24 protein-coding genes are annotated in these 22,515 nt (G+C 63.3%); 12 read left to right on the forward strand and 12 right to left on the reverse strand.

From position 1 onward, the window contains the following. The first annotated feature begins 155 nt into the window (after positions 1-155). The 4 genes from EEB11_RS02925 (at position 156) to EEB11_RS02940 (ending at position 4,312) form a co-directional block, all read left to right on the forward strand. Entirely contained in the window at positions 156-1,448 is a 1,293-nt protein-coding gene (locus tag EEB11_RS02925; RefSeq protein WP_135428930.1) for an NAD(P)/FAD-dependent oxidoreductase, read from the forward strand. Further along, positions 1,445-2,197: a DUF1365 domain-containing protein gene (locus tag EEB11_RS02930; protein WP_135428931.1), complete on the forward strand. Its 753-nt coding sequence runs from the start codon at positions 1,445-1,447 to the stop codon at positions 2,195-2,197. Before EEB11_RS02925 ends, EEB11_RS02930 begins: the two co-directional genes overlap by 4 nt. Next, entirely contained in the window at positions 2,194-3,444 is a 1,251-nt protein-coding gene (locus EEB11_RS02935; protein WP_135428932.1) for an MFS transporter, read from the forward strand. The genes EEB11_RS02930 and EEB11_RS02935 overlap by 4 nt, the downstream gene beginning before the upstream one ends. Before the next feature lie 130 nt (positions 3,445-3,574). Then, on the forward strand, positions 3,575-4,312 hold the full coding sequence (locus tag EEB11_RS02940; RefSeq protein ID WP_135428933.1) for an SDR family NAD(P)-dependent oxidoreductase: 738 nt from the start codon (positions 3,575-3,577) through the stop codon (positions 4,310-4,312). Positions 4,313-4,319: 7 nt separating this feature from the next. On the opposite strand, the gene EEB11_RS02945 is transcribed toward EEB11_RS02940, so the two are convergent. Further along, complete coding sequence (locus EEB11_RS02945; protein ID WP_135428934.1) at positions 4,320-5,561, reverse strand: RsmB/NOP family class I SAM-dependent RNA methyltransferase; 1,242 nt, start codon at positions 5,559-5,561, stop codon at positions 4,320-4,322. A gap of 72 nt (positions 5,562-5,633) precedes the next feature. Between EEB11_RS02945 and EEB11_RS02950 the strand changes: the two genes are divergently transcribed. After that, positions 5,634-5,816, forward strand: coding sequence for a DUF1674 domain-containing protein (locus EEB11_RS02950; RefSeq protein ID WP_135428935.1), 183 nt, complete (start codon positions 5,634-5,636; stop codon positions 5,814-5,816). 16 nt (positions 5,817-5,832) lie between these two features. On the opposite strand, the gene EEB11_RS02955 is transcribed toward EEB11_RS02950, so the two are convergent. Beyond that, on the reverse strand, positions 5,833-6,195 hold the full coding sequence (locus tag EEB11_RS02955) for a dihydrodipicolinate reductase (protein ID WP_135428936.1): 363 nt from the start codon (positions 6,193-6,195) through the stop codon (positions 5,833-5,835). Between the two features lie 67 nt (positions 6,196-6,262). Next, positions 6,263-7,072 carry a 4-hydroxy-tetrahydrodipicolinate reductase gene (gene dapB, locus EEB11_RS02960; protein WP_135428937.1) on the reverse strand — a complete coding sequence of 270 codons (810 nt, stop codon included), beginning with the start codon at positions 7,070-7,072 and terminating at the stop codon, positions 6,263-6,265. A gap of 99 nt (positions 7,073-7,171) precedes the next feature. Here dapB and rbfA point away from each other — a divergent pair, with 99 nt between their 5' ends. The 4 genes from rbfA to EEB11_RS02980 all read left to right on the forward strand — a co-directional run bounded on the left by rbfA (position 7,172) and on the right by EEB11_RS02980 (position 9,927). Next, the gene (gene rbfA / locus EEB11_RS02965; RefSeq protein WP_135428938.1) at positions 7,172-7,636 is read left to right on the forward strand and encodes a 30S ribosome-binding factor RbfA; all 465 of its coding nucleotides are present in this window, start codon (positions 7,172-7,174) and stop codon (positions 7,634-7,636) included. 4 nt (positions 7,637-7,640) lie between these two features. Further along, entirely contained in the window at positions 7,641-8,366 is a 726-nt protein-coding gene (locus EEB11_RS02970) for a phosphodiester glycosidase family protein (protein ID WP_135428939.1), read from the forward strand. Between the two features lie 3 nt (positions 8,367-8,369). Then, positions 8,370-9,275: a tRNA pseudouridine(55) synthase TruB gene (gene truB, locus EEB11_RS02975; RefSeq protein WP_135428940.1), complete on the forward strand. Its 906-nt coding sequence runs from the start codon at positions 8,370-8,372 to the stop codon at positions 9,273-9,275. Between the two features lie 124 nt (positions 9,276-9,399). Then, positions 9,400-9,927, forward strand: coding sequence for a DUF1643 domain-containing protein (locus EEB11_RS02980; protein WP_135428941.1), 528 nt, complete (start codon positions 9,400-9,402; stop codon positions 9,925-9,927). Here EEB11_RS02980 and EEB11_RS02985 read toward each other — a convergent pair. After that, positions 9,924-10,955 (reverse strand): calcium-binding protein, encoded by a 1,032-nt coding sequence (locus EEB11_RS02985; protein WP_135428942.1) that lies wholly within the window; start codon positions 10,953-10,955, stop codon positions 9,924-9,926. The two genes, EEB11_RS02980 and EEB11_RS02985, sit on opposite strands and share 4 nt — an antisense overlap. Before the next feature lie 291 nt (positions 10,956-11,246). Between EEB11_RS02985 and rpsO the strand changes: the two genes are divergently transcribed. After that, entirely contained in the window at positions 11,247-11,516 is a 270-nt protein-coding gene (gene rpsO, locus EEB11_RS02990) for a 30S ribosomal protein S15 (RefSeq protein WP_135428943.1), read from the forward strand. A 251-nt stretch (positions 11,517-11,767) separates the two neighbouring features. Next, positions 11,768-12,847 (forward strand): phenylalanine--tRNA ligase subunit alpha, encoded by a 1,080-nt coding sequence (gene pheS, locus EEB11_RS02995; RefSeq protein WP_135428944.1) that lies wholly within the window; start codon positions 11,768-11,770, stop codon positions 12,845-12,847. A gap of 6 nt (positions 12,848-12,853) precedes the next feature. Here the strand turns inward: pheS and EEB11_RS19475 are convergent, their stop codons facing one another. Then, entirely contained in the window at positions 12,854-13,003 is a 150-nt protein-coding gene (locus EEB11_RS19475; protein ID WP_167852645.1) for a hypothetical protein, read from the reverse strand. Positions 13,004-13,158: 155 nt separating this feature from the next. Here EEB11_RS19475 and pheT point away from each other — a divergent pair, with 155 nt between their 5' ends. Continuing rightward, positions 13,159-15,567 (forward strand): phenylalanine--tRNA ligase subunit beta, encoded by a 2,409-nt coding sequence (pheT, locus tag EEB11_RS03000; protein WP_135428945.1) that lies wholly within the window; start codon positions 13,159-13,161, stop codon positions 15,565-15,567. A gap of 84 nt (positions 15,568-15,651) precedes the next feature. On the opposite strand, the gene EEB11_RS03005 is transcribed toward pheT, so the two are convergent. Genes EEB11_RS03005 through EEB11_RS03035 form a run of 7 tightly spaced genes read right to left on the reverse strand, consistent with a single transcriptional unit; the run spans position 15,652 to position 22,290 of the window. Next, positions 15,652-16,314, reverse strand: coding sequence for a DUF1523 family protein (locus EEB11_RS03005; RefSeq protein ID WP_135428946.1), 663 nt, complete (start codon positions 16,312-16,314; stop codon positions 15,652-15,654). Between the two features lie 7 nt (positions 16,315-16,321). After that, entirely contained in the window at positions 16,322-16,600 is a 279-nt protein-coding gene (locus EEB11_RS03010) for a hypothetical protein (protein ID WP_135428947.1), read from the reverse strand. Continuing rightward, on the reverse strand, positions 16,597-17,955 hold the full coding sequence (locus EEB11_RS03015) for a DUF6638 family protein (RefSeq protein WP_135428948.1): 1,359 nt from the start codon (positions 17,953-17,955) through the stop codon (positions 16,597-16,599). The genes EEB11_RS03010 and EEB11_RS03015 overlap by 4 nt, the downstream gene beginning before the upstream one ends. Continuing rightward, on the reverse strand, positions 17,952-18,149 hold the full coding sequence (locus EEB11_RS03020; protein ID WP_135428949.1) for a hypothetical protein: 198 nt from the start codon (positions 18,147-18,149) through the stop codon (positions 17,952-17,954). Before EEB11_RS03020 ends, EEB11_RS03015 begins: the two co-directional genes overlap by 4 nt. Then, a complete protein-coding gene (locus EEB11_RS03025; RefSeq protein ID WP_135428950.1) occupies positions 18,149-20,077 on the reverse strand; it encodes an ATP-binding protein in 1,929 nt (642 codons plus the stop codon). Before EEB11_RS03025 ends, EEB11_RS03020 begins: the two co-directional genes overlap by 1 nt. An 8-nt stretch (positions 20,078-20,085) precedes the next feature. Beyond that, positions 20,086-21,216 carry a hypothetical protein gene (locus tag EEB11_RS03030; protein WP_245298752.1) on the reverse strand — a complete coding sequence of 377 codons (1,131 nt, stop codon included), beginning with the start codon at positions 21,214-21,216 and terminating at the stop codon, positions 20,086-20,088. Next, positions 21,217-22,290, reverse strand: coding sequence for a hypothetical protein (locus EEB11_RS03035; protein WP_135428951.1), 1,074 nt, complete (start codon positions 22,288-22,290; stop codon positions 21,217-21,219). It abuts the gene before it with no gap. Positions 22,291-22,515: the final 225 nt, after the last annotated feature.

Raw genomic sequence — 22,515 nt, forward strand, 5'->3', positions numbered from 1 at the left:
GAATAGTCTACGCAGCACAGGCGTGCCCGGATCACATTTCGGACATTTGTCTTTCGCACAGCCACTTTTAACCGTGTGCGGTGCTGAAATGCGGGCTGGTGATCCGTCGGCAGTTCTGTACGTATACTTGTATAAAGTACAGTGAAAGCCGATCCATGCCGTTCGAGACCATCGCCTCTGCTCCCCGCCGCATTGCCGTGATCGGGGGCGGTATCTCCGGCATGTCGGTCGCCCACATGCTGGGCGATAGCAATCAGGTTGTCTTGTTTGAGGCGGCACCGCGTCTGGGGGGGCATGCCCGCACCGTGATGGCCGGAAAGCGCGGCGATCAGCCGGTGGATACCGGTTTTATTGTGTTCAACACTGTGAACTATCCGCATCTGGTGGCGCTGTTCGAAAAGCTGGAGGTGCCGGTTGCCAAAAGCCAGATGAGCTTTGGAGCCAGCATCGACGGCGGCCGCATCGAATACGCGCTGGCCAACCTCGATACTCTGTTTGCGCAACGACGGAACCTGCTGAACCCGAAGTTTCTGGGCATGATCCGTGATATCCTGCGCTTCAACAAACACGCGGTCGCGGTGGCCAAACCCGGTATGGTGATCCGAGATCTGCTCACGGCCCTTGGCACGGGCGATTACTTCCGCGACTATTACATCACGCCGTTTTCCGGTGCGATCTGGTCCACTCCCACCAAGGACATCCTCGATTTTCCTGCCGAAGCGATGATCCGCTTTTTCGACAATCATCGCCTGCTGCACACCGAAGGCCAGCACCAGTGGTTCACCGTTCAGGGCGGCTCGGTGCAATATGTGCAGCGCCTGCAGGCCACTCTGGCGCGGCAGGGCGTCGATCTGCGCCTTGGCGCGGGCATCGCCGGGGTGCGGCGGCAGGATGGAATGGTCCATGTCCGCGCGACGGGTGCGGAGTGGGAAGCGTTTGACGATGTGATCTTCGCCACCCATTCCGACGACACACTGTCACTGCTGTCCGACGCGACGCTGGCAGAGCGGGCGACGCTGGGCGCAATCCGATATCAGCCGAATGAGGCGGTGCTGCATTGCGACGAAAGCCTGATGCCAAAGCGTCGCAAAACCTGGTCCAGCTGGGCCTATGTCGAACCAAAGGGCGGCCCAGGGGAACGGATTGACCTGACCTATTGGATGAACAGCCTGCAGCCGATTCCGCAAGACGACCCACATTTTGTCACGCTCAACAGCAACCGCGTTATCCGGGATGAGCTAATCTATGACAGCACGATTTTCCGCCATCCGGTCTATGATGCGGCGGCCCTGTCTGCGCAGGGGGCGATCCGCCTGATGAACGGAACCGCCAACACCTGGTTCTGCGGTGCCTGGATGAAAAACGGCTTTCACGAAGACGGCATCGCCAGCGCGGTGGATGTGGTCGAGGCGATGCGCCACCGCAGCGCCTCTGGCGTGGCGGCATGAGCGTTGACCTGATCCATGGTGAAACCTTCCATGGCCGCAAGGGGGCGGTCCGCAACAGTTTTCGCTACACGGTGGATTACGTCGCGCTGGATGCAGAGGCACCGGTACGCGGCCCGGCGCTCTTTGGCCGCAACCGCCGCAACCTGACGGCGCTGTGGGATACTGACCACGGTGGCCCGCCGGGGCAGGGCAGGGGGGCCGCTTGGGTGCGCGAAGTGCTGGCGGCGCACAGCCTGCCCGCCCCCGCCCGCATCCTCCTGATGGCACAGCCGCGCGTGCTTGGCCATGTGTTCAACCCGGTGTCGTTCTGGCTCTGTTACGATGACACGGGTGATCTGCGCACGGTGATTGCGGAAGTGTCGAACACCTATGGTGACCGCCATTCCTATCTGGCTCACCACGACAACCACGGCCCGATCACCCGCGAAGATACATTATCCGCGCGCAAGATCTTCTACGTTTCGCCCTTTCAGCCGGTTGAGGGCGGCTATGATTTCCGCTTCGACATCACGGCTGAGCGGATAGGCATCTGGATCGACTACACCACCCCCGACGGCGGGCTGTTCACCAACCTGACCGGCCGCCGCGTGCCGTTGACCAATGCGGCCATTGTGCGCGCCTGTTTGCGCCGGCCCTTCGGCTCGCGCCGGGTGATGGCGCTCATCCACTGGCAGGCGCTGAAACTTGCGCTTAAAGGCGCAAAATTCCGCAGCCACCCCAAACCCCCTGCCGAAGACGTCACCAGATGACGCCCGCGCCGCTCTGGCCATGGTCGCTGTTCGCGGCGATGATCGCCGCTGCGGGCCTGCCGATCTACATTCATGCCCCAAAGTTCTACGTCGACAGCTACGGCACCAGCCTGACCGCACTCGGGCTTACCCTCGCCGCCCTGCGGCTGATCGACGTGGTGCAAGATCCCTTGCTGGGCTGGCTGGCCGAGGTCGGGCGCAAACGCCGTGCCACGCTGGTCTGGGTCGCCGCCATGGTCATGGCCGTGGCCATGATCGGCCTCTTTGCCGTTACGCCTCCCATTGCTCCGCTGGCATGGTTCGCGCTGACGCTGATCCTGCTGTTCAGCGGGTTTTCCTTTCTGACCATCGTGTTCTACGCCCAAGGCGTGGAAAAGGCGGCCCAGCTTGGCCCCAAGGGTCATTTTCGGCTGGCTGGTTGGCGCGAGACCGGCTCGCTGCTCGGCGTCTCCGCCGCCGCCGTTGCTCCTGTGGCGCTTGGCAGCCTGACCGCGCAGCCGTTCACAGGCTTTGCCATGGGGTTCGCCGTGCTGGCCCTGCTCGCCACGCTTGCCATGCGCCGCGAATGGGGCAGTATATCCGCCCGACCCGTTGACAGACCAACCGCCGACCTGTCGCTGTTCCGCCCCATTCTTGCCGACGCTTTGGCCCGCCGCCTGCTGTTCATCGCCCTTCTGAACGCCGCCCCTGTCGCCGTTACCTCGACCCTGTTCCTGTTCTTCGTCGAAAGCCGCCTCAACGCTCCGGGCCTTGAAGGCCCGCTTTTGCTGTTGTTCTTCCTCTCCGCCGCGGCCTCTGCCCCGTTGTGGAGCCGCGCCGCCGCCCGGTTCGGCGCGAAACGCAGCCTGCTTGCCGCCATGGTGCTGGCGATCGCCGCCTTTCTCTGGGCGGCTGCATTGCGTGAAGGCGACATGATCCCCTTTGCCCTGATCTGCGCCGCCTCCGGCGCGGCTCTGGGTGCCGACCTCACCCTGCTGCCCGCCCTCTTTGCCCGCCGCCTCTCGGCTCTTGGCAAGGGTGAAGGCGCTGCCTTCGGCCTGTGGTCCTTCATGTCCAAACTCTCGCTCGCCCTTGCCGCCGCCACCCTGCTGCCTGCGCTGCAGGCTGCAGGCTTCACCCCCGGTGCCGACAATACCGAAGACGCGCTCTTTGCCCTTTCGCTGCTCTATGCCGCCTTGCCCTGCGCGCTCAAACTGCTGGCGATCACCCTGCTGGCCCGCACCGAAACCGGGGAGTCCACCGCATAGGGCTTGACCGGGGCGCGACACTTGCCGAACCTGCAACGCAAGGTCCGGTCTGTCTGAACACAATCGGAACCATCACCAACCGCCCCCGTTGACCAAGACACGCGCAGGCCGGATGAAGGAGACTGACAAGATGAGAGACTGGACAGGAAAACGCTACTGGCTTGTGGGTGCCTCCGAAGGGCTGGGTCTGGCCCTTGCACAAATGCTCTCCCGGGCCGGGGCCGAGGTCATCCTGTCCGCCCGATCACAGGACCGGCTGGATGCAGCCGTTGCCACCCTTGCCGGCAAGGGAAGCGCTTTCGCCTGTGATGTGTCTGACCGCGCCTCGGTACAGTCCGCGGCCGACCATATCGGTGCGGTGGATGGCGTGGTCTACCTTGCAGGCGTCTACTGGCCCACAAAGGCGCAGGAGTGGAAGGCCGAAGAGGTCGAGGCGATGTGCGACGTCAACTTTACCGGCTGCGCCCGGGTGATCGGCGCGGTGCTACCCGCCATGGTTGCGCGTGGCAGCGGGCATGTGGTGATCACCGGCTCGCTCTCGGGTTTTCGCGGCCTGCCCGGGTCTATCGGTTATACCGCGTCCAAGGCCGGGGTCATGTCGCTGGCGGAATGCCTTTACGCCGATCTGCGTGACAGTGGCATCGATGTGCAGGTCGCCAACCCCGGTTTCATCCGCACCCGCCTGACCGACAAGAACGATTTCTCGATGCCGTTTCTGATGGAACCGGAACAGGCCGCGCGCGAGATGTTCGAGCATATGAACAGCGACGCGTTCAAGAAAAGCTTTCCGCTGATGTTTTCCTGGCTGTTCCGCCTGTCGCAGTTTCTGCCCGACTGGGCCTATTACCGGATCTTTGCCCGCAAGTAGTACCCGTTCAGGCTGTGATCAGAGTCGCAATGAAAAACCCGTCCATCCCGCCCCAATAGTCTGGCCGCAACCGCACCCCGCCCTGCGCTGTCACCCACTCAGGTGGCAGCCACGGCAGGGCAGGCGGCACCACCGCCAGCCCCGGATGGCGCAGCAGCGCCGCCGCCAGCTGATCCTCGCCTTCCGCTGCCAGCAGCGAACAGGTGCAATAGACCAGCCGCCCGCTGGGTTTCAGCCAGCCAAGCGCCCGGTCCAGCAGGGCGGCCTGCAAGGCGACCAGCCCCGCAACCTCTGATCCGTCCTTGATGAACGGCAGGTCCGGGTGCCGCCGCAGCGTTCCGGTCGCTGAACAGGGCGCATCCAGCAAGATCGCGTCAAACTGCGCCTCGGCCTCCCAGTGCAGTGCATCGGCCACCACCAGATCGGCGGTCAGCCCGGTGCGCGACAGGTTCTCTGCCACCCGCGCCATGCGCGGGGCCGAGATATCCAGCGCTGTCACCCGCGCCCCGGCATCCGCCAGCTGCAAGGTCTTGCCGCCCGGCGCTGCGCAGACATCCAGCACAGCCTCGCCTTTTTGCACGCCCATCAACCGCACCGCCATGGCGGCGGCAGCGTCCTGCACCCACCAGTCACCGCTGTCATAGCCCGGCAGTTGCGTGATCTGCCCCGGGCTTGCCAGCCGGATGCTGCCCGACGGCAGAACCTCCCCTTCGGGCAAAGCCACAGCCCCCGCCTTGGGTGTGACATCCACGGGGGGCACCTGCGCCTGCACCGCCTCAATGGCGACCACCGCGTCACGCCCATACGCATGGACCAGCGGCTGCCGGATCCAGCGTGGCATCTGCGGTGCGGGCAGGGCGGCAAGATCGACCGGCTCGGGCAGGGCCCGCAGCACCGCGTTCACCAGACCCGACAAATGCGTGGTCCGTTTGCCACGCCGCGCCAGCGCAACCGCCTCGTTCACCACGCCGTGTGCTGCGGCACCGTCCGCCCGTTCCCACACCGCCAGCCGCAGGATGTTCAGCACCGCCAAGGGCGGAGCCTTGCGCAACAGCGGCCGCAGCACCCGGTCAATCCGGTCCAGCTGCCGCAACACCTGCACCGCCAGTCGTTCCGCCCGCGCCCGGTCCGGCCCCGACAGCCCATCGGGCAATATCACCTGTGACAGCATCTGCCCGTCGCCCAGAACTGCATTCAGCACACCCACGGCGGCACTGCGTGCGGTCACGCTGTCTGATCCGGCTTTCATCCTGCGACGTCCCTGCTTCTTGTCTCGCTGGCCAAACGCCGTATATCAAGAAGCACAGACAGGAAAGCCGCCATGACCGATACCGCCGCCACGCCCGAACTTCCCCCAGCCGCGCAACGCGCCCTTGCCGAAGCGGCAGAGCGTCGGAGGCAGACCGAAGCCTTGGTGCTGCCGACCGAGCTTGGTGGCCGAAAGGGCCCCGAGCCCGTTCGCTTTGGCGACTGGGAGAAAAAGGGCCTGGCCATAGATTTCTGAACGGAAGCGCTACGCTTCAGCGCAACCGGAATGACGCCGAATTGCCCGTGCCCCGGTCGACCGTAAACCGCAGATCACGGCCATCCCGCGCTTCGACCAGCTGGCAGTTGAACGGAATTGCATAGCCGCTCCAGTCCATGTCTCGGCAGAAGTACCCGTCTTCCCAGCGCCAGTTGCCACTGATGGCCCAGCCAAGGGCTCTACCGTTGATCCTGCCATCCGGCGTGACCTTCAGGGTCAGGTTGTACAGCCCGATCCGCAGATCCTTGTCCTTGACCAGTGACAGGAATTCATCCTTGTCACGCACCGGCGCAAAGTCATTGGCATGCGCCAGACCGGGCAGGATCGACATCAGAACCGCAAACAGAAACGCCCGCATTCTTGCCCCCAGCTTTCAGAACACTTTGTATACGCAGGTTTGCAGGCTTTGGTTCACAACCGATGAATTATATCCCCAGCACATCCATCATATCATAGTGACCGGGCTTCTGGTCCTGCCCCCACAACGCCGCGCGCAACGCGCCCCGGGCAAAGATCGCACGGTCGGTGGCCAGATGGCGCAGCACGATCCGCTCACCCTCGGCGGCAAAGATCACGTCATGCTCACCCACCACATCGCCGCCGCGAATCGCCGAAAACCCGATCGTCCCACGCTCTCGCGCGCCTGTAATTCCGTCGCGGCCCGACACCATGGCAGAGTCCAGCGTAACCCCGCGCCCGTTCGCCGCGGCCTGACCCAGCATCAGCGCGGTGCCCGAGGGCGCATCCACCTTCATCCGGTGATGCGCCTCCACCACCTCGACATCCCAGTCGGCATCCAGCGCCTGCGCCACCTTTTGTGTCAACCGCACCAGCAGATTGACGCCAAGGCTCATGTTGCCGGCTCGCACGATCACCGCATGACGCGCTGCCGCTTCAATGGCCGCGATCTGCACAGGGTCCAACCCGGTCGTACCAATCACATGCACCGCCCGCGCCTGCGCGGCGAGGGCGGCAAATTCCACCGTTGCGGCAGGCGCGGTAAAGTCGATCACGCCTTGCGCCTGCACAAACGCCTCCAGCGGGTCATCGGTCACCAGAACACCCAGCGCAGCCCCGCCCATGCATTCCCCCACATCGCGCCCGACCCAAGGGTGCCCCGACCGTTCCAGACAGCCGACCAGCCGCGCCTTGTCCGATGCCGCAATCGTGCGGATCAGCATCTGGCCCATCCGGCCCGACGCCCCTGTCACCACCAACCCCGGCACATTCTGCATGGTCATTTCCTTTTTGGCCGCCTGCTCCGCGCGCGTGGTGTAGCGCGAAGGCGCGCGCGGCAAAAGCCCGCCGTTGCGGGGCGGGCAAAAACAGCTTACATGCCCCCCATGTCGAACAAACGCAATTCCCAGGGCGATGGCCCCAATCAACGCCAGCTGCGCGTCGGCGAACTCATCCGCCGAACACTGGCCGATGTGCTCAACCGTGCCGAGATCCATGATCCCGACCTGAACCGCATGTCGATCACGGTAGGCGAGGTGTCCTGCTCCACCGATCTGAAGGTGGCCACGGTCTACGTGATGCCGCTGATGGGGTCGGTGCCGGTCGAGGATGCGATTGCGGCACTGGCCCGCAACAAGGCCGAACTGCGCCATCGCGTCGCGTCGCAGTTGACGCTGAAATACGCGCCCGACCTGCGATTCCGCCCGGACGAGACCTTTGACCGGCTGGACGAAACCCGCCGCCTGTTCTCTGACCCGAAGGTGGTCAAAGACCTGTCGGCCCCGGACGAGGACGACGACGCGGACCCAGAGGGCGGCGCGCCCCGCGACCGGGACGCCTGAGCCGATGCTGCGCCTTGCCGCCATGTTTGCGCTCCTGTTGCCGCAGGTGGCAGGTGCCACCTCCTGCGATACGGTCCGCTTTGAAGGCAGCTCGTTCACGATGTGCGAGGTGGGCACCGGCGAAGACCTGCGCCTGTTCCACGCAGGCCCCTCCGGCCCGCTGGGCAGCTTTTCTGCGGTCAACACGGCCCTCGCGGCCGAGGGCAAGACGCTGGGCTTTGCCATGAACGCGGGCATGTATCACCCTGATCGTGCGCCGGTGGGTCTGTTCATCGAACAGGGGACGGAGCAATCGGCCATCGTCACCGCCGAAGGGCCGGGGAACTTTGGCCTGCTGCCCAATGGCGTGTTCTGCATTGGTGACCGGTTCCGGGTGGTGGAAAGCCGTGCCTTTGCCGCCAACCCGCCCGCCTGCCGTTTTGCAACGCAATCCGGACCGATGCTGGTGTTGGGCGGCCAGTTGCACCCGCGCCTGATCCCTGACAGCGACAGTACCTATATCCGCAACGGTGTGGGGGTCAGCGCCGATGGTGCGCGCGCGGTCTTTGTCATCTCAAACGATCAGGTCAATTTTCACCGCTTTGCCCGATTCTTCCGCGACGCGCTGGGCCTGCCCGATGCGCTGTATTTTGATGGCAAGATTTCGCGGCTTTATGCGCCGGCCCTCCGCCGCAACGACTTTGGCTTTGCCATGGGGCCGATGGTCGGCACCGTCATCAACAGGAACTGAGCCATGGGTCGTGTGAAAAAGGGTCGGGCCATTTCGGGCTGGGTCATCATCGACAAACCGGCAGGCGTGGGATCGACCACGGTGGTCAACAAGGTGAAATGGGCGTTTCAGGCGCAAAAGGCCGGTCATGCCGGCACGCTGGACCCCGATGCCACCGGCGTTCTGGCCATCGCGCTGGGTGAGGCGACAAAGACAGTACCATACGTCACCGACGGGCTGAAATGCTATCACTTCCGCGTGGTGTTCGGGGCATCTACCAGCAGCGACGATGCCTCTGGCACCGTGCTGGAAACCCGCGCCACCCGGCCAAGCGATGCGGATATCGAGGCCGCACTGGCCCCGTTTCGCGGCGATATCATGCAGGTGCCGCCGCAGGTGTCGGCGGTGAAGGTCGATGGTGAACGCGCCTATGATCTGGCGCGTGAAGGGATCGAGATGGATCTGGTGGCCCGCCCTTTGTGGGTGGAAAAGCTGGCCGTGCTGGCGCGCCCCGATGCGGATCATGTCGATCTGGAAATGATCTGCGGCAAGGGCGGTTATGTGCGGTCCGTCGCGCGTGATCTGGGGCAGGCGCTGGGCTGCCTCGGCCATGTTGCCACGCTGCGCCGGGTCTGGTCCGGCCCGTTTGACGCTGAAGGGGCGGCTACCATGGCAGACATCGAACGACTGGCTCGCACGGACGAGATTGACAGCCTGCTGCGCCCACTGGAACTGGGCCTGACCGACCTGCCCGAATTGCCCGCCACGCCCGAGGGCGCTGCGCGCCTGCGCAACGGCAATCCGGGCATGGTGCTGGCCTCAAACGTGGATTGGGGCGACGAGGCCTGGGCGAGCCATCAGGGCCGCGCCGTCGCGGTGGGTGTCTACAAGGCGGGCGAACTGCACCCCAGCCGGGTGTTTAACCTGTAAACCGCATGCCGCCGCGCAGGGCATCGAGCCCCGCCCGGCGGCGTTGCCACGGAGCGGTTTGCCGGGGCGGGCGTGGGTGGCTTATGTCGCGTGCCTCCGGTGGGAGTATTTGGGAAAGCTGCAAATGCAATGTGATGGACAGGTCGAGCGGGCACACCAGAAGGGCGATGCAGCGTCGGTGGCGGTGTATTCGCCTTGCGAGCGCTATCGCTATCTGCTGACGCGGGTTTGGGACAGGGCCGGGGCGCGTGCCTTGTTTGTCATGCTTAACCCATCCACCGCCACTGAAGTGCAGAATGACCCAACGGTGGAGCGTTGCGAACGCAGAGCGCGGGCACTGGGGTTTGGCGGTTTCCGGGTGGTGAACATCTTTGCCTTCCGTGCGACCGATCCGCGGGTCATGCGCGCAGCACCCGATCCGGTGGGGCCGGGCAATGATGCGGCGATCCTGTCGTCGGTGCTGGACTGGCAGGCCGAACGGGTGGTTTGCGCCTGGGGCGGGCATGGGGTCTATCTGGGGCGAGGGGATGCGGTGGCGCAGCTCTTACGTGGCACCGGGCAGCCGCTGTGGCATCTGGGGTTGACCGCTGCGGGTCAACCGAAGCATCCGTTGTATATCGGCTATGCGGAACAGCCCCGGCTTTGGGCTTAACTGGGGCGCAACGTGATCTGCGACAGATCGAGGTCCGGCGCGTTGCGGATCAATGCCACGGCCACGCCATCCAGCATCAGCGTCACATCCTCGGACCCTTCCACCGGTTCAGCGCTCAACACCGGGGCAGAGTGCAGGCTGGCATCATAAATCAGCACCAGCTGATCCTCCGTCGGGGTGTAGTCCGTAATCTCGGCCACCGGCAGGCCCGGCCCGAAATCCTGCAGCTGAAACACATCCGCCCCCGCGCCGCCCGTGCCGATATCGCCGGGCCCAAGCCCGAGCAGATCATTGCCCGCGCCACCGTTCAGCCAATCTCGCGCCGCGTCGCTGACGCCTTCGGATCCGCCCCACAGCGTGTCGTCCCCGGCACCGCCATCCAGCGTGTCGCGCCCGGCCCCGCCGATCAGCAGGTCATCGCCCGCCCCCCCGGCCAGCCAATCGCGACCCATGCCGCCGTCAAGCGTATCCTGCCCTTCGCCGCCCAGCAGCGTGTCCGCCCCGCCGCCGCCAAACAACCGGTCATCCCCTTCACCTCCGGCCAGCTGATCCGCGCCCCGGCCGCCCACCAGCAGATCATCGCCCGCCCCGCCATTGAGCACATCATCGCCGCCCTGACCGTAGAGGCTGTCGTCGCCCGCGCCGCCCTCCAGCCAGTCGCGCCCCGCGCCGCCCCACAGTTGGTCATCGCCGCCGCGCCCGGTCAGCTGATCATCGCCATCACCGCCCGACAGCCGGTCCCCCGCCGCCCCGCCGCTCAGGATGTCGTCGCCCGCGCCACCTGCCAGATCCAGCGGCACCGGTTCCGGCTCGGCGATATCATCCGACACCGGCATCCCGTCATCGACAAAGCCCAACGGCGCGCCTACGCTAAACTCAGGGCCGAGATCCGCGTCAAGGATCGACCCGCCCTCGTCCTCCTCCTCCGGCAAATCCTCGGCCTCGTCGGGCGCGTCAGCCTCCCGGGTCAGGCTTTCTGCCATGATCCCCGCCCCAAGCGCGCCCAAAATGGCCAGAAGTGCCAACATCACCCGTACCCCTTACCGCGCCCGAACCCGTTAACCATGCCGCCCGCAACCCACGGATTGCACTGGAAAACCATGCCTGCAAGCCTAGCACAGCTCTGCCGCTGCGCCCAGAACATGGACCCGGAATCTTAACCCGTCGTTAACGCGCGCTCGGCCCGCCCTACAGTGGGGCTTTCCTTCGCGCGCGATATCCCCTATAGGCGCGCATCCCCCGGATTTGGGGGGGCATATTGGTCTTGCTGGACGACATCCCGGCCTGCACCACCACCCTTCTGCACAAGGAGATTTCCGATGTCGATCACCGTCGAAGAAAAAGCCCGCCTGATCAAGGAATACGCCACAAAAGAGAACGACACCGGCTCGCCGGAAGTTCAGGTGGCCATCCTGTCGTCGCGCATCGCAACCCTGACCGAGCATTTCAAGAGCCACAAGAAAGACAACCACTCGCGTCGTGGTCTTTTGATGATGGTCGCCCAGCGCCGCAAGCTGCTGGACTATCTGAAAGGCAAGGAAGAGGCCCGCTACACCACCCTGATCGCCCGCCTCGGCCTGCGCCGCTGAGCGGAGCCGCGTTCGGTTCGTGAAGCGCCCGCCCCGAGAGGGGTGGGCGTTTTGCGTTTGGGGGGAAGCGTGAGCCGGATTAGATAGGGAGTTACGTCGCCGATGCTCATGCGCCGGCAGGGTCCATCAGACTCTAAGTTCTTGGCATTCTTTACTCCACCCGCTTGTAACACAGGTGGCACCCCGCCTGCCCCTTGCATACTTGGCCGGGTGCCGCTAACCCGAAACCGCATATTCCAAAGGGGCGTGACATGGACCTGACCAACCTCCGGGGCAAGTATATTCAGGCCGTGGCCGGTGCGGCCTCCGAGGCCGGGCTGGAAGAGGTGCGGCTGGCCGCCCTTGGCAAGAAGGGCGAGATTTCGGCCCTGATGGCGACCCTCGGCAAGATGGACCCCGAAGAACGCAAGGCCGCCGGGGCCGCGATGAACAGCCTGCGCGACGAAATCGACGCCGCCCTGCGCGCCCGCAAGGCAGGCCTGTCCGACGCCGCCCTGAATGAACGGCTGCAGTCCGAATGGCTGGACGTGACCCTGCCCGGCCGCCCCCGCCCGCGCGGTACCATCCACCCGGTCAGCCAGGTGATGGAAGAGCTGACCGCAATTTTTGCCGACATGGGCTTTGCCGTGGCCGAAGGTCCGCAGGTGGAAAGCGACTGGTACAATTTCGACGCGCTGAACATCCCCCCCGAACACCCGGCGCGGCAGGAGCATGACACCTTCTTCATGCACCGGGCGGACGGCGACAACCGCCCGCCCCACGTCCTGCGGACCCACACCAGCCCGGTCCAGATCCGCGCGATGATGGATCAGGGTGTGCCGCTGCGGGTGATCGCGCCCGGCCGGGTCTACCGGATGGACATGGACCAGACCCATACCCCGATGTTTCATCAGGTCGAGGGCATCGCCATCGACCGCGACATCAGCATGGCCAACCTGAAATGGACGCTGGAAGAATTCTGCCGCGCGTTCTTTGAGGTCGACAAGGTGGAACTGCGGTTCCGCGCGTCGCATTTCCCCTTCACCGAACCTTCAGCCGAGGTTGATATCCGCTATTCCAACGTCGGCGGCCAGCTGCGGATCGGCGAAGGCGACAAGTGGATGGAGATCCTCGGGTCGGGCATGATGCACCCCAAGGTTCTTCAGGCGGCAGGGGTGAACCCCGATGAATGGCAGGGATTTGCCTTTGGCATGGGGATCGACCGGATTGCCATGCTGAAATACGGCATTCCCGACCTGCGGGCGTTTTTCGAATCCGACCTGCGCTGGCTGCGCCATTACGGCTTTGCGGCGCTGGACATGCCAGATCTGGCCGGTGGCCTTTCCCGCTGAGCAGCCCTAACGGGGCTGCACCAGAACCTCGGTCATCGTCTGCGACTCCTGCGAGGCAAGGATGAAGCACAGCGCGGTGAACCCGATCATCAGGATCAGGGCCCAGGGGGATCTGGATCTGTGAGACTTGGGTTTGTTGAGCATGGGATCCATCATGATCAAGGTCTATCGTGCAGTCTTAGCAAGAATGTGGCGAACTGCCCTGATCTGGCGGGACAACGCGTTTCTGAACCGGAAACCCACTCCGCCCGGCTTCCCCTTGTGATTGCTTTGCGTTAAGCCCGGGCGCAGGAAATCCAAGGGATATTGCGATGAAATTCACCCTCTCCTGGCTCAAGGACCATCTGGACACCCAGGCGTCGCTTGATGACATTCTCTATGCCCTGACCGACCTTGGGCTGGAAGTGGAGGAGGTGGTCAACCCCGCCGCCAAGCTTGCGACCTTTACCATTGCAAAGGTGCTGGCGGCTGAACAGCACCCCGATGCGGACCGTCTGCGGGTCTGCCGGGTGCTGACAGATGAGGGCGAAAAGCAGATCGTCTGCGGTGCCCCCAATGCCCGTGCCGGGATCACGGTGGTATTGTGCAAACCGGGTGATTATGTGCCGGGCATCGACACCACGCTGGGCGTGGGCAAGATCCGGGGCGTCGAGTCGCATGGCATGATGGCGTCCGAGCGCGAGTTGGAGCTGTCGGACGAACACAACGGCATCATTGAATTGCCGTCGGGTGAGGTGGGGCAGCGCTTCATTGACTGGCTCGCTGCGAACCGCCCTGAGGCAGTGGACCCGATGATTCACGTCAAGGTCACGCCGAACCGCCCCGATGCACTGGGGGTGCGTGGCATAGCGCGCGATCTTGCTGCGCGGGGGCTTGGCACGCTGAAGCCCCTTACCATTCCGCAGATTGACGGGCAGTTCGACTGCCCGGTCGTGGTACAGATCGACCCGGCGCTGAGGGCGAAGGGTTGCCCGCATTTTGCCGGCCGCCTGATCCGGGGGGTAAGCAACGGCCCTTCGCCAGCATGGTTGCAGCAGCGGCTGAAGACGATTGGCTTGCGGCCGATTTCGGCGCTGGTGGACATCACCAACTACTTCACCTTCGGCCTGAACCGCCCCCTGCACGTTTTTGATGCGGCGAAGGTCAAGGGAGCTCTGCGCATTCATCCGGCGGACGGCGGTGAAGAGATGCTCGCCCTTGATGGCAAGACCTACACGCTACGTGCAGGCATGATGGCGATTTCCGATGATGTCGGCGTGGAGTCTCTGGCCGGGATCATGGGCGGCGAGGTGTCTGGCTGCACCCCGGAAACCACCGATGTATTCCTTGAATCCGCCTGGTGGGATCCGATCACGATTGCCGCCACGGGGCGGGCACTGAAAATCAATTCGGATGCACGGTATCGGTTCGAACGCGGGGTTGATCCAGCATTCACCCTGCCGGGGCTGGATCTGGCGACGCAGATGGTGCTCGACCTGTGCGGCGGCACCCCGAGCCATCTGGCTCAGGATGGCGCGCCAGTTGACACGACGCGCGCCTATCGGCTGAACCCGGCGCGGGTAATCTCGCTTGTCGGGATGAATATCCCCGAAGCCGAGCAGAGGGTCACGCTAGAGGCGCTTGGCTTTACGCTCAAGGGCGACATGGCAGCCCCGCCAAGCTGGCGGCCCGATGTGCTGGGAGAGGCGGACCTGATCGAAGAGGTCGCCCGCGTGGCCTCGCTTACCAAGCTGGTTGGTAGGCCCTTGCCGCGCGTCGTGGCGGGGGTGCCGCGACCGATCCTGACGCCGCTGCAACAGCGCGAGCGCATTGCACGGCGCACGATTGCGGCGCTGGGGTACAATGAATGCGTGACCTACAGCTTTATCGACGAGGCGGCGGCAAAGCTGTTCGGTGGCGGCGGGGATGCGGTGCGGGTCGAGAACCCGATCTCTTCCGAAATGAGCCATCTGCGCCCCGACCTGCTGCCCGGCCTGCTGCGTGCCGCAGCCCGCAATCAGGCGCGTGGTTTCATGGATCTGTCGCTGGCGGAAATCGGTCCGGTGTTTTCCGGTGGCGAACCGGGGGAGCAGCATCTGCAAGCCACCGGCCTGTTGATCGGCCATTCTGTTCCGCGTGATCCCTATGGCAGCCGCCGCCCGGTGGATGTGTTCGACGCCAAGGCCGATGCCGAGGCGGTACTGGCCGCCCTCGGCGCTCCCGTCCGGGTTCAGATCACCCGCAAAGTGGCAGACTGGTGGCATCCAGGCCGGTCGGGTGTGATTGGCCTTGGCCCCAACGTCATGGCGACATTTGGCGAGGTTCACCCCAAGGTGCTGTCCGAAATGGGCATCAAGGGGGCTGCGGTCGCCTTCACCGTTCTGGTCGCCAACATCCCCTATCCCAAGGTGAAAACCCCGACCCGTCCGGCGCTGGCCATCAGTGACCTGCAAGCGGTGGACCGCGATTTTGCCTTTGTTGTGGACAGCCGGGTTGAGGGGCTGACGGCAGTGAATGCGGCACTGGGGGCGGACAAGGCCCTGATCGCATCCGTGCGGATTTTTGACCAGTTCACCGGCGACAAGGCCGAGGCGCAGATGGGGGCGGGCAAGAAATCCATCGCGCTGACCGTGCGTTTGCAGCCAACGGACAAGACCCTGACCGATGCAGAAATCGAGGCGGTTTCGGCACGGGTGATCGACAAGGTGACCAAGGCCACCGGCGGTACATTGCGGGGCTGATCCGGGTTCGATGTCGGACGAATGAAAAAACCGCCGCGCAGTCCTGCTGCGTGGCGGTTTCAATTTCTGCGGCACCCATGCGGCTTATCTGCGCCAGGTTGCCAGCCAGGCATTTATCCGGCCAAAGAACCCCTTGGCCCGGTCACGCGCAGCATCGGCGCGCGCGTCAACCGAGTCCCACACCTCACCGGCGTCGGTCAGAACCGGGTCGATCGCCCGTTCGCGGAACTGCGCCCACATCCGCCAGAGCAGCAGAAAGACAAGGCCAAGAAACACGAAGAAGAAGATGTTGAACCACGGAATGATCGTCACATCAGGCCCTTCGACCGGGCGGATGCCGACGGCGTTCGGAAAGATCGAGATCAGCTCATTGCGCCATCCGTAATGCGTGATCACTGCCCATTTCGGCACTTCGGCATTCGACTTCAGATCATCGGCTTCAGTCTGCAAGCTTGCGGTATCGAACTTAAAATAGGGCGGCCAGCGCCAGCCTGTATCTTCGTTGCGATAAACCATCGGCCTGCCATTGGGCCGGACCGATTGAATGAACTGCACATCACGGTTTGCAAGAGTGCCGGACTGGTCATCCGGCTGCGACCAGAACATGCTGGTCCAGTCGGTCAGATCCTGACGTTCCTGATAGGTGCCCACGATGCGCACCACATCATGCTGCGGCAAGGTGTAGTGCAGGAACGATCCGAAGATCGTAAGGATCATGGCCCAGAAGGCCCATTTGACATATCGCATCACAGCCTCACGCGTAATTCACCAGATATAAGAGCGTGCCGATGGCAATGAAAGGCAGCACGATCACGCCCCACAAAAGTTTCCGCCGCAGGCTGCCTTCGTAGGCAGCCATGCCTTGCTCAATGAAATCACGGCGCATGTCATCGGTTGATCCATCCGGCGGATCAGCATCCCATTGCTTTTCCAGCGCCTCACGCCGCACCGACCGGGAATAGATCAGCAAAGACCAGTAGGCGACCGCCGCGAAGACGGACCAGAACACCATCAGCCGCAGAAATCCGATCATCGCCGCCCCCCGGATTTGCCCCATGGTCCTGCGATCGGGCCAAGATTTCGGGCAGGTTTCAGCTCTGGCCTCTGGCGGTCATCCATGCCGGGCTCTGCGCCGAAAAGCGCTGCACGCGCGCCTTGCTTGTCGACCACATATTCGCGTTCCAGAAAATCCGCTACATACTGGCGCTTGCGGTCAGACCAGCGGGCATAGCTGGCATAGAACAGTTCCTTGTGCACGATGAACATCTGCCGCACATCCATCGGCGCAAGGTCTGACAGAAGCATGTTGACCAGATCGCGGTCTTTGTGCGCCCGGGCCCGCAGGGTGTAGAAATAGGCAGGATGTTCGCTGGTGATGCGGGGCCAGGTGCCACCCGCTTCGATCCAGCGCAAAAGCGCGGCCAGGCCCTGAAACTCAAGCGGCAGGCTGCTGCCAAGCGTATGCGCGATCTTGCGCAATTCGGTGCGCCTTGCGTCGCCGATATCAAGGTTCATGGCATCTGCGGCCTCGACCAGAATGAAATCCATCTTCTGCCGGATCACAGCTGCCGCATCCATGCCGCGCGCCTGAACGATGGGTTCCGCCAGCTGGTTTCTCTCCAGCCAGTCCGCAATCTGGTTGCGCAGGGACAGGTCGAAGACCGGCGCAAGCGGCACCGCCCCCAGGCTTTCGCGGGGCAGGGCAGAGATGACGGCGGGCACCGGCACATCGCGGAACACGTAAACTCCGCCGAAATGGCTGGTCCAGAAATTGGGTTGCTCAAAGCTCATCTGTGGCAGCTGGATCGGCACCCGCGTCACATCGCCGGTCTTCCTCGCCAGAGTGATCATGTCCGCAATCAGCAGATCATCGCGCCAGCCATCCGGCTCGGCGCGGAAGCGGTCGATCAGCTTTGCCAGCTTGCCCGCATCGGCGACGTGGCCGCCTATGGTGTCCGCCTCGACCATGATGCGCCGGATCTCCAGCAGCTTGGCGGGGGTCGAGATTTCAAAGACTGAATTCTGCAACTCCCCCGCCACCGCATCGCGGGCGGTCAGGGCAAACAGCTGCGCTTCGTTGGTGTCAATAAACTGCCGGATGATCCCGCGTGAGGTGGAGAATTTGGCATTGAGCAGGGGCGCATGCTTCTGCGCCGTGGTCAGCAGGATGAACTGCCGGTTGGCCCCGTTGGGGTTGAGGTAAAGATCATCGCCCAGTTCGGCCCCGATTTCAGGCGAATAGCCAGAAATGTCGATGTGGAAATCTGTCAGCGCAGTCTCTCGCCCGCACAGATGCTTCATCGCGCGCTTGTAACGGTCGATAAGGGCGGGCGAGGTGATCTCGATCAGGTTGCCGAACATCAGGCCTTTGGCAATGAGGCGTTTCATTCCTTTCCTTCATGATGTTCAACGAACGCCAGCACCGAACCGTAGCGTTCTGTTACGTGTCTCTGTTGCGAAGTCATCATTTTCGAGCCACGCTCTGGCCAATCATGCGCCTCGAACATCTGTTGTGTGCCACCATACTTCTCTTTGGCGATTCTCGCGATTGCCTTCGAATCCCACCCCGGTTCGTGTGCCATTAGCCCTTCCCCTCCAAATACCGCCGCTTCGCCTCTTCCTGCCGCCCGAAGTCCCGCACCATCCCTTCAATCGCCACCTCATCCGATTTGTCGGCATAGCGGAACTCGGAATCGGCGTAGCGGTTGACCTCCTGAATCACCATGTCGACTGTGATCGGCGTCATCAGATCGCGGATCATGGTCAGCTTTTCGTCATAGGGTTTGAACAGAAACAGGTCGGGGCTTTCCATCCAGTCATCCGGCAGTTCAAAATCCATTGCCCGTACCTTCACCGCATCTGTGATGTTCTTGATGGCACGGCCAGTAAACCGCGCGTCCGCCTCCTGAATGGCCTTCAGGTAGCGGCCGATTTTGGCGATGGTGTCCAAGGGGCCCGTCTCGGCGGCCAGTTTGTCCCAGACACGCAGCAGCCCATCTTCTTGCGGGCGGGCATGGCCCTCAAAACTGGCCGCGACTGCCCGTTTGATCTCTTGGGCTGCAAACAGGTCGTGGTCGCCCACGGGGATCGCATGGTTCTTGCCCAGCAGCAGCGACAGGATGTCGATGTAATCCTCGCGGGTCTGCGGCCCATCCACCAGAAACCGCGCGCCGGCCCGTTGGCGCAGGGCGTCGTCTACATTTTCAGGATAGTTCGAGAACATGCCGAAGGTGCAATTGCCGCGCACCACCGTGGCTGCCCCGGCAAAGGCCTGCATGAATACCGCCGTCACCTCTTGCTGCCCCGCGCTTGATTGCCGGTCGCCGCGTTTGCCTGCGACCTGATCAATGTCGTCAATGGTGCCAAAGCCGATCACCGACGGGTCAAGCACGGAGTCGATAAAGGCCTTGGCGTTTTGGCCGGATTTGCCCTGATAGCTGTCGATCTGATCGATGCTGAAATTCTGATAGCGAAACGGATAGCCCGCATTGATGCAATAGTCGTTCAGCAGACCCGCCATCATCTGGATCAGCGTGGTCTTGCCGGTGCCGGGCTTGCCGTCGCCCATGAAGGTGAAGATGAAACCGCCCAACTCGGCAAAAGGGTTCAGCTTGCGGTCGAAATCATAGGCCATCAGCATCTTGGCCAGCCGCAGCGACTGGTATTTGGCGATATGGTTGCCGACCACCTCATGCGGTTTCTTGAACTGCATCGACAGCGCGCTGCCCTTGGCTGCGCGGGCGGGCTTGAAACCGGCGATGGTCAGGCCATCCGCCTCGACCTTCCAGCTGGCGCAGGTAAAGGCCTCCAGCCGCGGGGCGGTCTGAGCGCGCAGGGCAATCTTATCCATCAGCGCCTCGGCGAAACCGGCGACGGTTGCAGCGAGGCGTGGCTCCTCGGTGGCAAAAGTGGCGATGTCCTGATCCAGCTCCCACAGCACACCTTGCAGGGCGAGCGGGGCGTTGTCGGTCAGGATTTCATCCACCGTGCCGACTTCCACAGTCGTGCTGCCCAGAAGCGGGGCCAGCAGAAAGGCGGTGGCATTGGCAAAGGTGTAGAGTACCAGAAGCGCCTCGGCGGCCAGCAGTTCAGTGAATTCGGCGCGGCGCAGGTCGGGCAGGCGGCCCTCCAGATTGGCCTTTTTCAACTCGCCCAAGGGCGATTGCGCGGCAAAGGTCTCCGCCATTGCCAAAGCGATGGCAATGGCGCGGCGCAAGGCATGCAGGACCGAGGCTTGTGCAGGTGAGACAAGGCCATCTGCCCCTGCCTCCACCCGTTCCACCAGCCGCACACCGCCGGGGCGGGCGGTGGGGCGGGTGACAAGGCCGGGCGTGGTGGAGCGAAAGCGAGGGCGGCTGCCAAGCCCGGGGGAACGCTCATCGATGCGGGCAGGGGCCATCGTCTTGCCCAAGCGCGGTGCGTGGTCAAACCCGGTCAGAAGGCCAAGCGCCGCATCATACTGCGCGCGGATTACCTCTTCCTTCAATTCCATCGTGTCGCGTGTGGTCATGCCGCCCCCTACCGTGTTGCGATGATGCGTCCGCCGGTGCCCACCACGAATTTGCGCACGTCGCGGAAACCGGGCGGGTTCAGCTCGGCCAAGGCCTGATAGGGCTGTTCCGGCAGCACCACCATGCGGTCTGTCCGCGTGGTGCCGGTGTCGGCCCCCTTGCCGGCGAACGGGTCGAGCGCAAAGATCTGCCGTTCGATCATGCCGAACCAGCCTTCCTTGACCTGTTCCACCCGGTCGGCGCGCAGGTCTTCTATGGTCCAGACCAGTGCCCAGTCCTGGCCTTCCAGCGCGCGGGCGGTGGCCAGCACGTCAGAGATCGGCCCGGATTGCAGGGTGAAGCTGTGCGAATACATGGGGCCAAGGTGAATGCGGCGCAGCCGCTTGGGGTGCAGGGTGGTGAAATCGGTATCGAACCCCTGCGCGATGGTCAGCAGTTTCAGCCCGGCGGTGGATTGCGCCATCAGGTGATGCTGCGCGCGTGGCCAGCGGCTGTCATCGGTGGGAAGCGGGCGCTTGCCGCTGTCTTCAAGGTCCATCAGGTAGACCACCGGAAGGTTGACCTGCGTGTCATAGACCGCCCAATGCACCAGATACTGGCGGCGGCCGTTGCGGTCTTCGATCCACTGCGCATCCGGGTCATTGCGGGCCAGAAACAGCCCGCCCTGCGACAAGGCCTCGTAATACAGCCGCTGCGACAGCGCGAATTGCAGATCGGTCGGCAAGGACTGATCGCCGACGATCCGCCGGATCATCCGGTCCTTCAGCTCTTCGACCGAGGCGCTGCCGGACAGGTGCTTTTCCACCTGAGCCGCATCAACTGCCATCATCATCAGCTCCTGCGCCACTGGAAAACCGCTCTCATGCCGGTCAAAGGTCAGGCGTGGGGCAGCATCGGCGCGGCCGGTCATCAGGTATTTGTAGGACATCGCCCGGAAGGTCGCGGCAAGGGCGGTAATGTAGCGCCCCAGCACCCGCGCCTCGGTCCGGGTCAGGGTGCCCTCGGATTCCAGCTCGCCCGAAACCCGACCCAGATGGCCGGAGATGTGGTCGAATTTGGCGAAATAGCGCCGAGCGACCAGCGTGTCATAGAGCTCGGTATGGTCGCTTGTCAGCTGGTCCTTGACCTGGTTTGCCACTTATTCCCCGTACGCATTCTTGTCGTGCTTTTCGACAATCGCGGCGAAGCGGCGGTTAAAACGTTCATCCGCCTTGGCCTTCTGCTCCAGGATCTTGCGGGCAAACACCATGTGGCCTTCATGCGCCTCCAGCATCCCGGCCATACGGTCATTGGTGGCCGAGCCGATGGCCGCCATGGCGGCTTGCGCCTCCTGATCGGTTTTCACGCCAATCTCGTTGATCCGGTGGGCGACATCCTGTTGCTGCGCGGTCTTGAGGCTGCTGGTCAGTGCATCGTAAAGCACCACGCGCTGCTTGGTGTCGGTCTGCAGTTTGTTGATCAGCACAAGCTGGGTGGCCGCCTGATTTTGCAGGGAGTCCATCCAGGTTTTGCCCTTTTCGATATAGCGCTCCAGCGTCTGGCTTTTGGCCAGCTGCACCTGTTCGTCCTGCACCAGCGCGTTGAACTTGGTGTTTATTTCGGCCAGCTGGGTTTCGAGCTTGGTGCGCATTGCGGCGTCCTGTTCGACGCTGATCCGGTTTTCCAGATCAATGATCATGGGGTCCATCCCGGCAATCTCGGCCCGCACAGCCTCCAACGCGCCAACGGTCTGCTCGCGTTCGACCAGCGTTGCCGACAGGTTCGTTTCCACGCTGTCCTTTTGGCCATTGAGCAGATCAAGCTGGCCTTGCAGCAGTTTGACGATCACATCGGACTTGGCGATCAGGTCCTGCAGCTTGTCGTCGATGCTGGCAGTGCGCATCCGTTCCTGTCGCATCGATTCCGACTTGGCGTTGCTGAAGATGCCGATAAAGCTCTCCATCCCGGTTTTCGACCGCATTTCGTCGAAATCCTTGGAAAAGCCCTCGGTCACATCGTCCAGCCCCATGATCAGCTCGGCGATATTGGCGTTCATCAGGTCGGTGTGCTTGTGAACATCCTCCAGCGTGGCATTTTCGATGTCGATTGCCGCATCGCCCTGATCCAGATTTTGCCGTGCCTCTTCGATCCGGCTGGTCACGGCGCTGATCTTGGCCTGTGCTTCGGCCACCTGTTTCTGGCTTTCCTGAATCTGCGTATTGAAATCGGCCATAATGCCCTCCGCTGGACTGCGCCACAGTTCTGATATGGGGGATGTAAATTCGAATTACATGCCCCGCCACGGGGAAAATCGATCAAAGAATGACGGAACCCGCGCCAGCGCACCCCGCCTGTCAGATGCGCCATTCTTGCCGCAGTCTGGGCCCGACGCCAAGACCCTATTGGCCCGCTGTTTTTGCCTGCAGGTGTGGTCTGGCGGTGCGACCCAAGCAAAGGG

The sequence above is a fragment of the Pseudotabrizicola sediminis genome (genome assembly GCF_004745575.1).
Taxonomy (GTDB): Bacteria; Pseudomonadota; Alphaproteobacteria; order Rhodobacterales; family Rhodobacteraceae; genus Pseudotabrizicola; species Pseudotabrizicola sediminis.

Coding starts and splice junctions, on each gene's coding strand:
- EEB11_RS03035 (WP_135428951.1), bottom strand. CDS start 22,290: ATGGCCGATTTCAATACGCAGATTCAGGAAAGCCAGAAACAGGTGGCC.
- EEB11_RS03020 (WP_135428949.1), bottom strand. CDS start 18,149: ATGGCACACGAACCGGGGTGGGATTCGAAGGCAATCGCGAGAATCGCC.
- EEB11_RS02930 (WP_135428931.1), top strand. CDS start 1,445: ATGAGCGTTGACCTGATCCATGGTGAAACCTTCCATGGCCGCAAGGGG.
- EEB11_RS02970 (WP_135428939.1), top strand. CDS start 7,641: ATGCTGCGCCTTGCCGCCATGTTTGCGCTCCTGTTGCCGCAGGTGGCA.
- EEB11_RS02955 (WP_135428936.1), bottom strand. CDS start 6,195: ATGCGGGCGTTTCTGTTTGCGGTTCTGATGTCGATCCTGCCCGGTCTG.
- EEB11_RS02940 (WP_135428933.1), top strand. CDS start 3,575: ATGAGAGACTGGACAGGAAAACGCTACTGGCTTGTGGGTGCCTCCGAA.
- pheT (WP_135428945.1), top strand. CDS start 13,159: ATGAAATTCACCCTCTCCTGGCTCAAGGACCATCTGGACACCCAGGCG.
- dapB (WP_135428937.1), bottom strand. CDS start 7,072: ATGCAGAATGTGCCGGGGTTGGTGGTGACAGGGGCGTCGGGCCGGATG.
- rpsO (WP_135428943.1), top strand. CDS start 11,247: ATGTCGATCACCGTCGAAGAAAAAGCCCGCCTGATCAAGGAATACGCC.
- rbfA (WP_135428938.1), top strand. CDS start 7,172: ATGCCCCCCATGTCGAACAAACGCAATTCCCAGGGCGATGGCCCCAAT.
- EEB11_RS03005 (WP_135428946.1), bottom strand. CDS start 16,314: ATGCGATATGTCAAATGGGCCTTCTGGGCCATGATCCTTACGATCTTC.
- EEB11_RS02950 (WP_135428935.1), top strand. CDS start 5,634: ATGACCGATACCGCCGCCACGCCCGAACTTCCCCCAGCCGCGCAACGC.
- EEB11_RS02985 (WP_135428942.1), bottom strand. CDS start 10,955: ATGTTGGCACTTCTGGCCATTTTGGGCGCGCTTGGGGCGGGGATCATG.
- truB (WP_135428940.1), top strand. CDS start 8,370: ATGGGTCGTGTGAAAAAGGGTCGGGCCATTTCGGGCTGGGTCATCATC.
- EEB11_RS02945 (WP_135428934.1), bottom strand. CDS start 5,561: ATGAAAGCCGGATCAGACAGCGTGACCGCACGCAGTGCCGCCGTGGGT.
- EEB11_RS03025 (WP_135428950.1), bottom strand. CDS start 20,077: ATGACCACACGCGACACGATGGAATTGAAGGAAGAGGTAATCCGCGCG.
- EEB11_RS03015 (WP_135428948.1), bottom strand. CDS start 17,955: ATGAAACGCCTCATTGCCAAAGGCCTGATGTTCGGCAACCTGATCGAG.
- EEB11_RS02925 (WP_135428930.1), top strand. CDS start 156: ATGCCGTTCGAGACCATCGCCTCTGCTCCCCGCCGCATTGCCGTGATC.
- EEB11_RS02980 (WP_135428941.1), top strand. CDS start 9,400: ATGCAATGTGATGGACAGGTCGAGCGGGCACACCAGAAGGGCGATGCA.
- EEB11_RS03010 (WP_135428947.1), bottom strand. CDS start 16,600: ATGATCGGATTTCTGCGGCTGATGGTGTTCTGGTCCGTCTTCGCGGCG.
- pheS (WP_135428944.1), top strand. CDS start 11,768: ATGGACCTGACCAACCTCCGGGGCAAGTATATTCAGGCCGTGGCCGGT.
- EEB11_RS02935 (WP_135428932.1), top strand. CDS start 2,194: ATGACGCCCGCGCCGCTCTGGCCATGGTCGCTGTTCGCGGCGATGATC.
- EEB11_RS19475 (WP_167852645.1), bottom strand. CDS start 13,003: ATGATGGATCCCATGCTCAACAAACCCAAGTCTCACAGATCCAGATCC.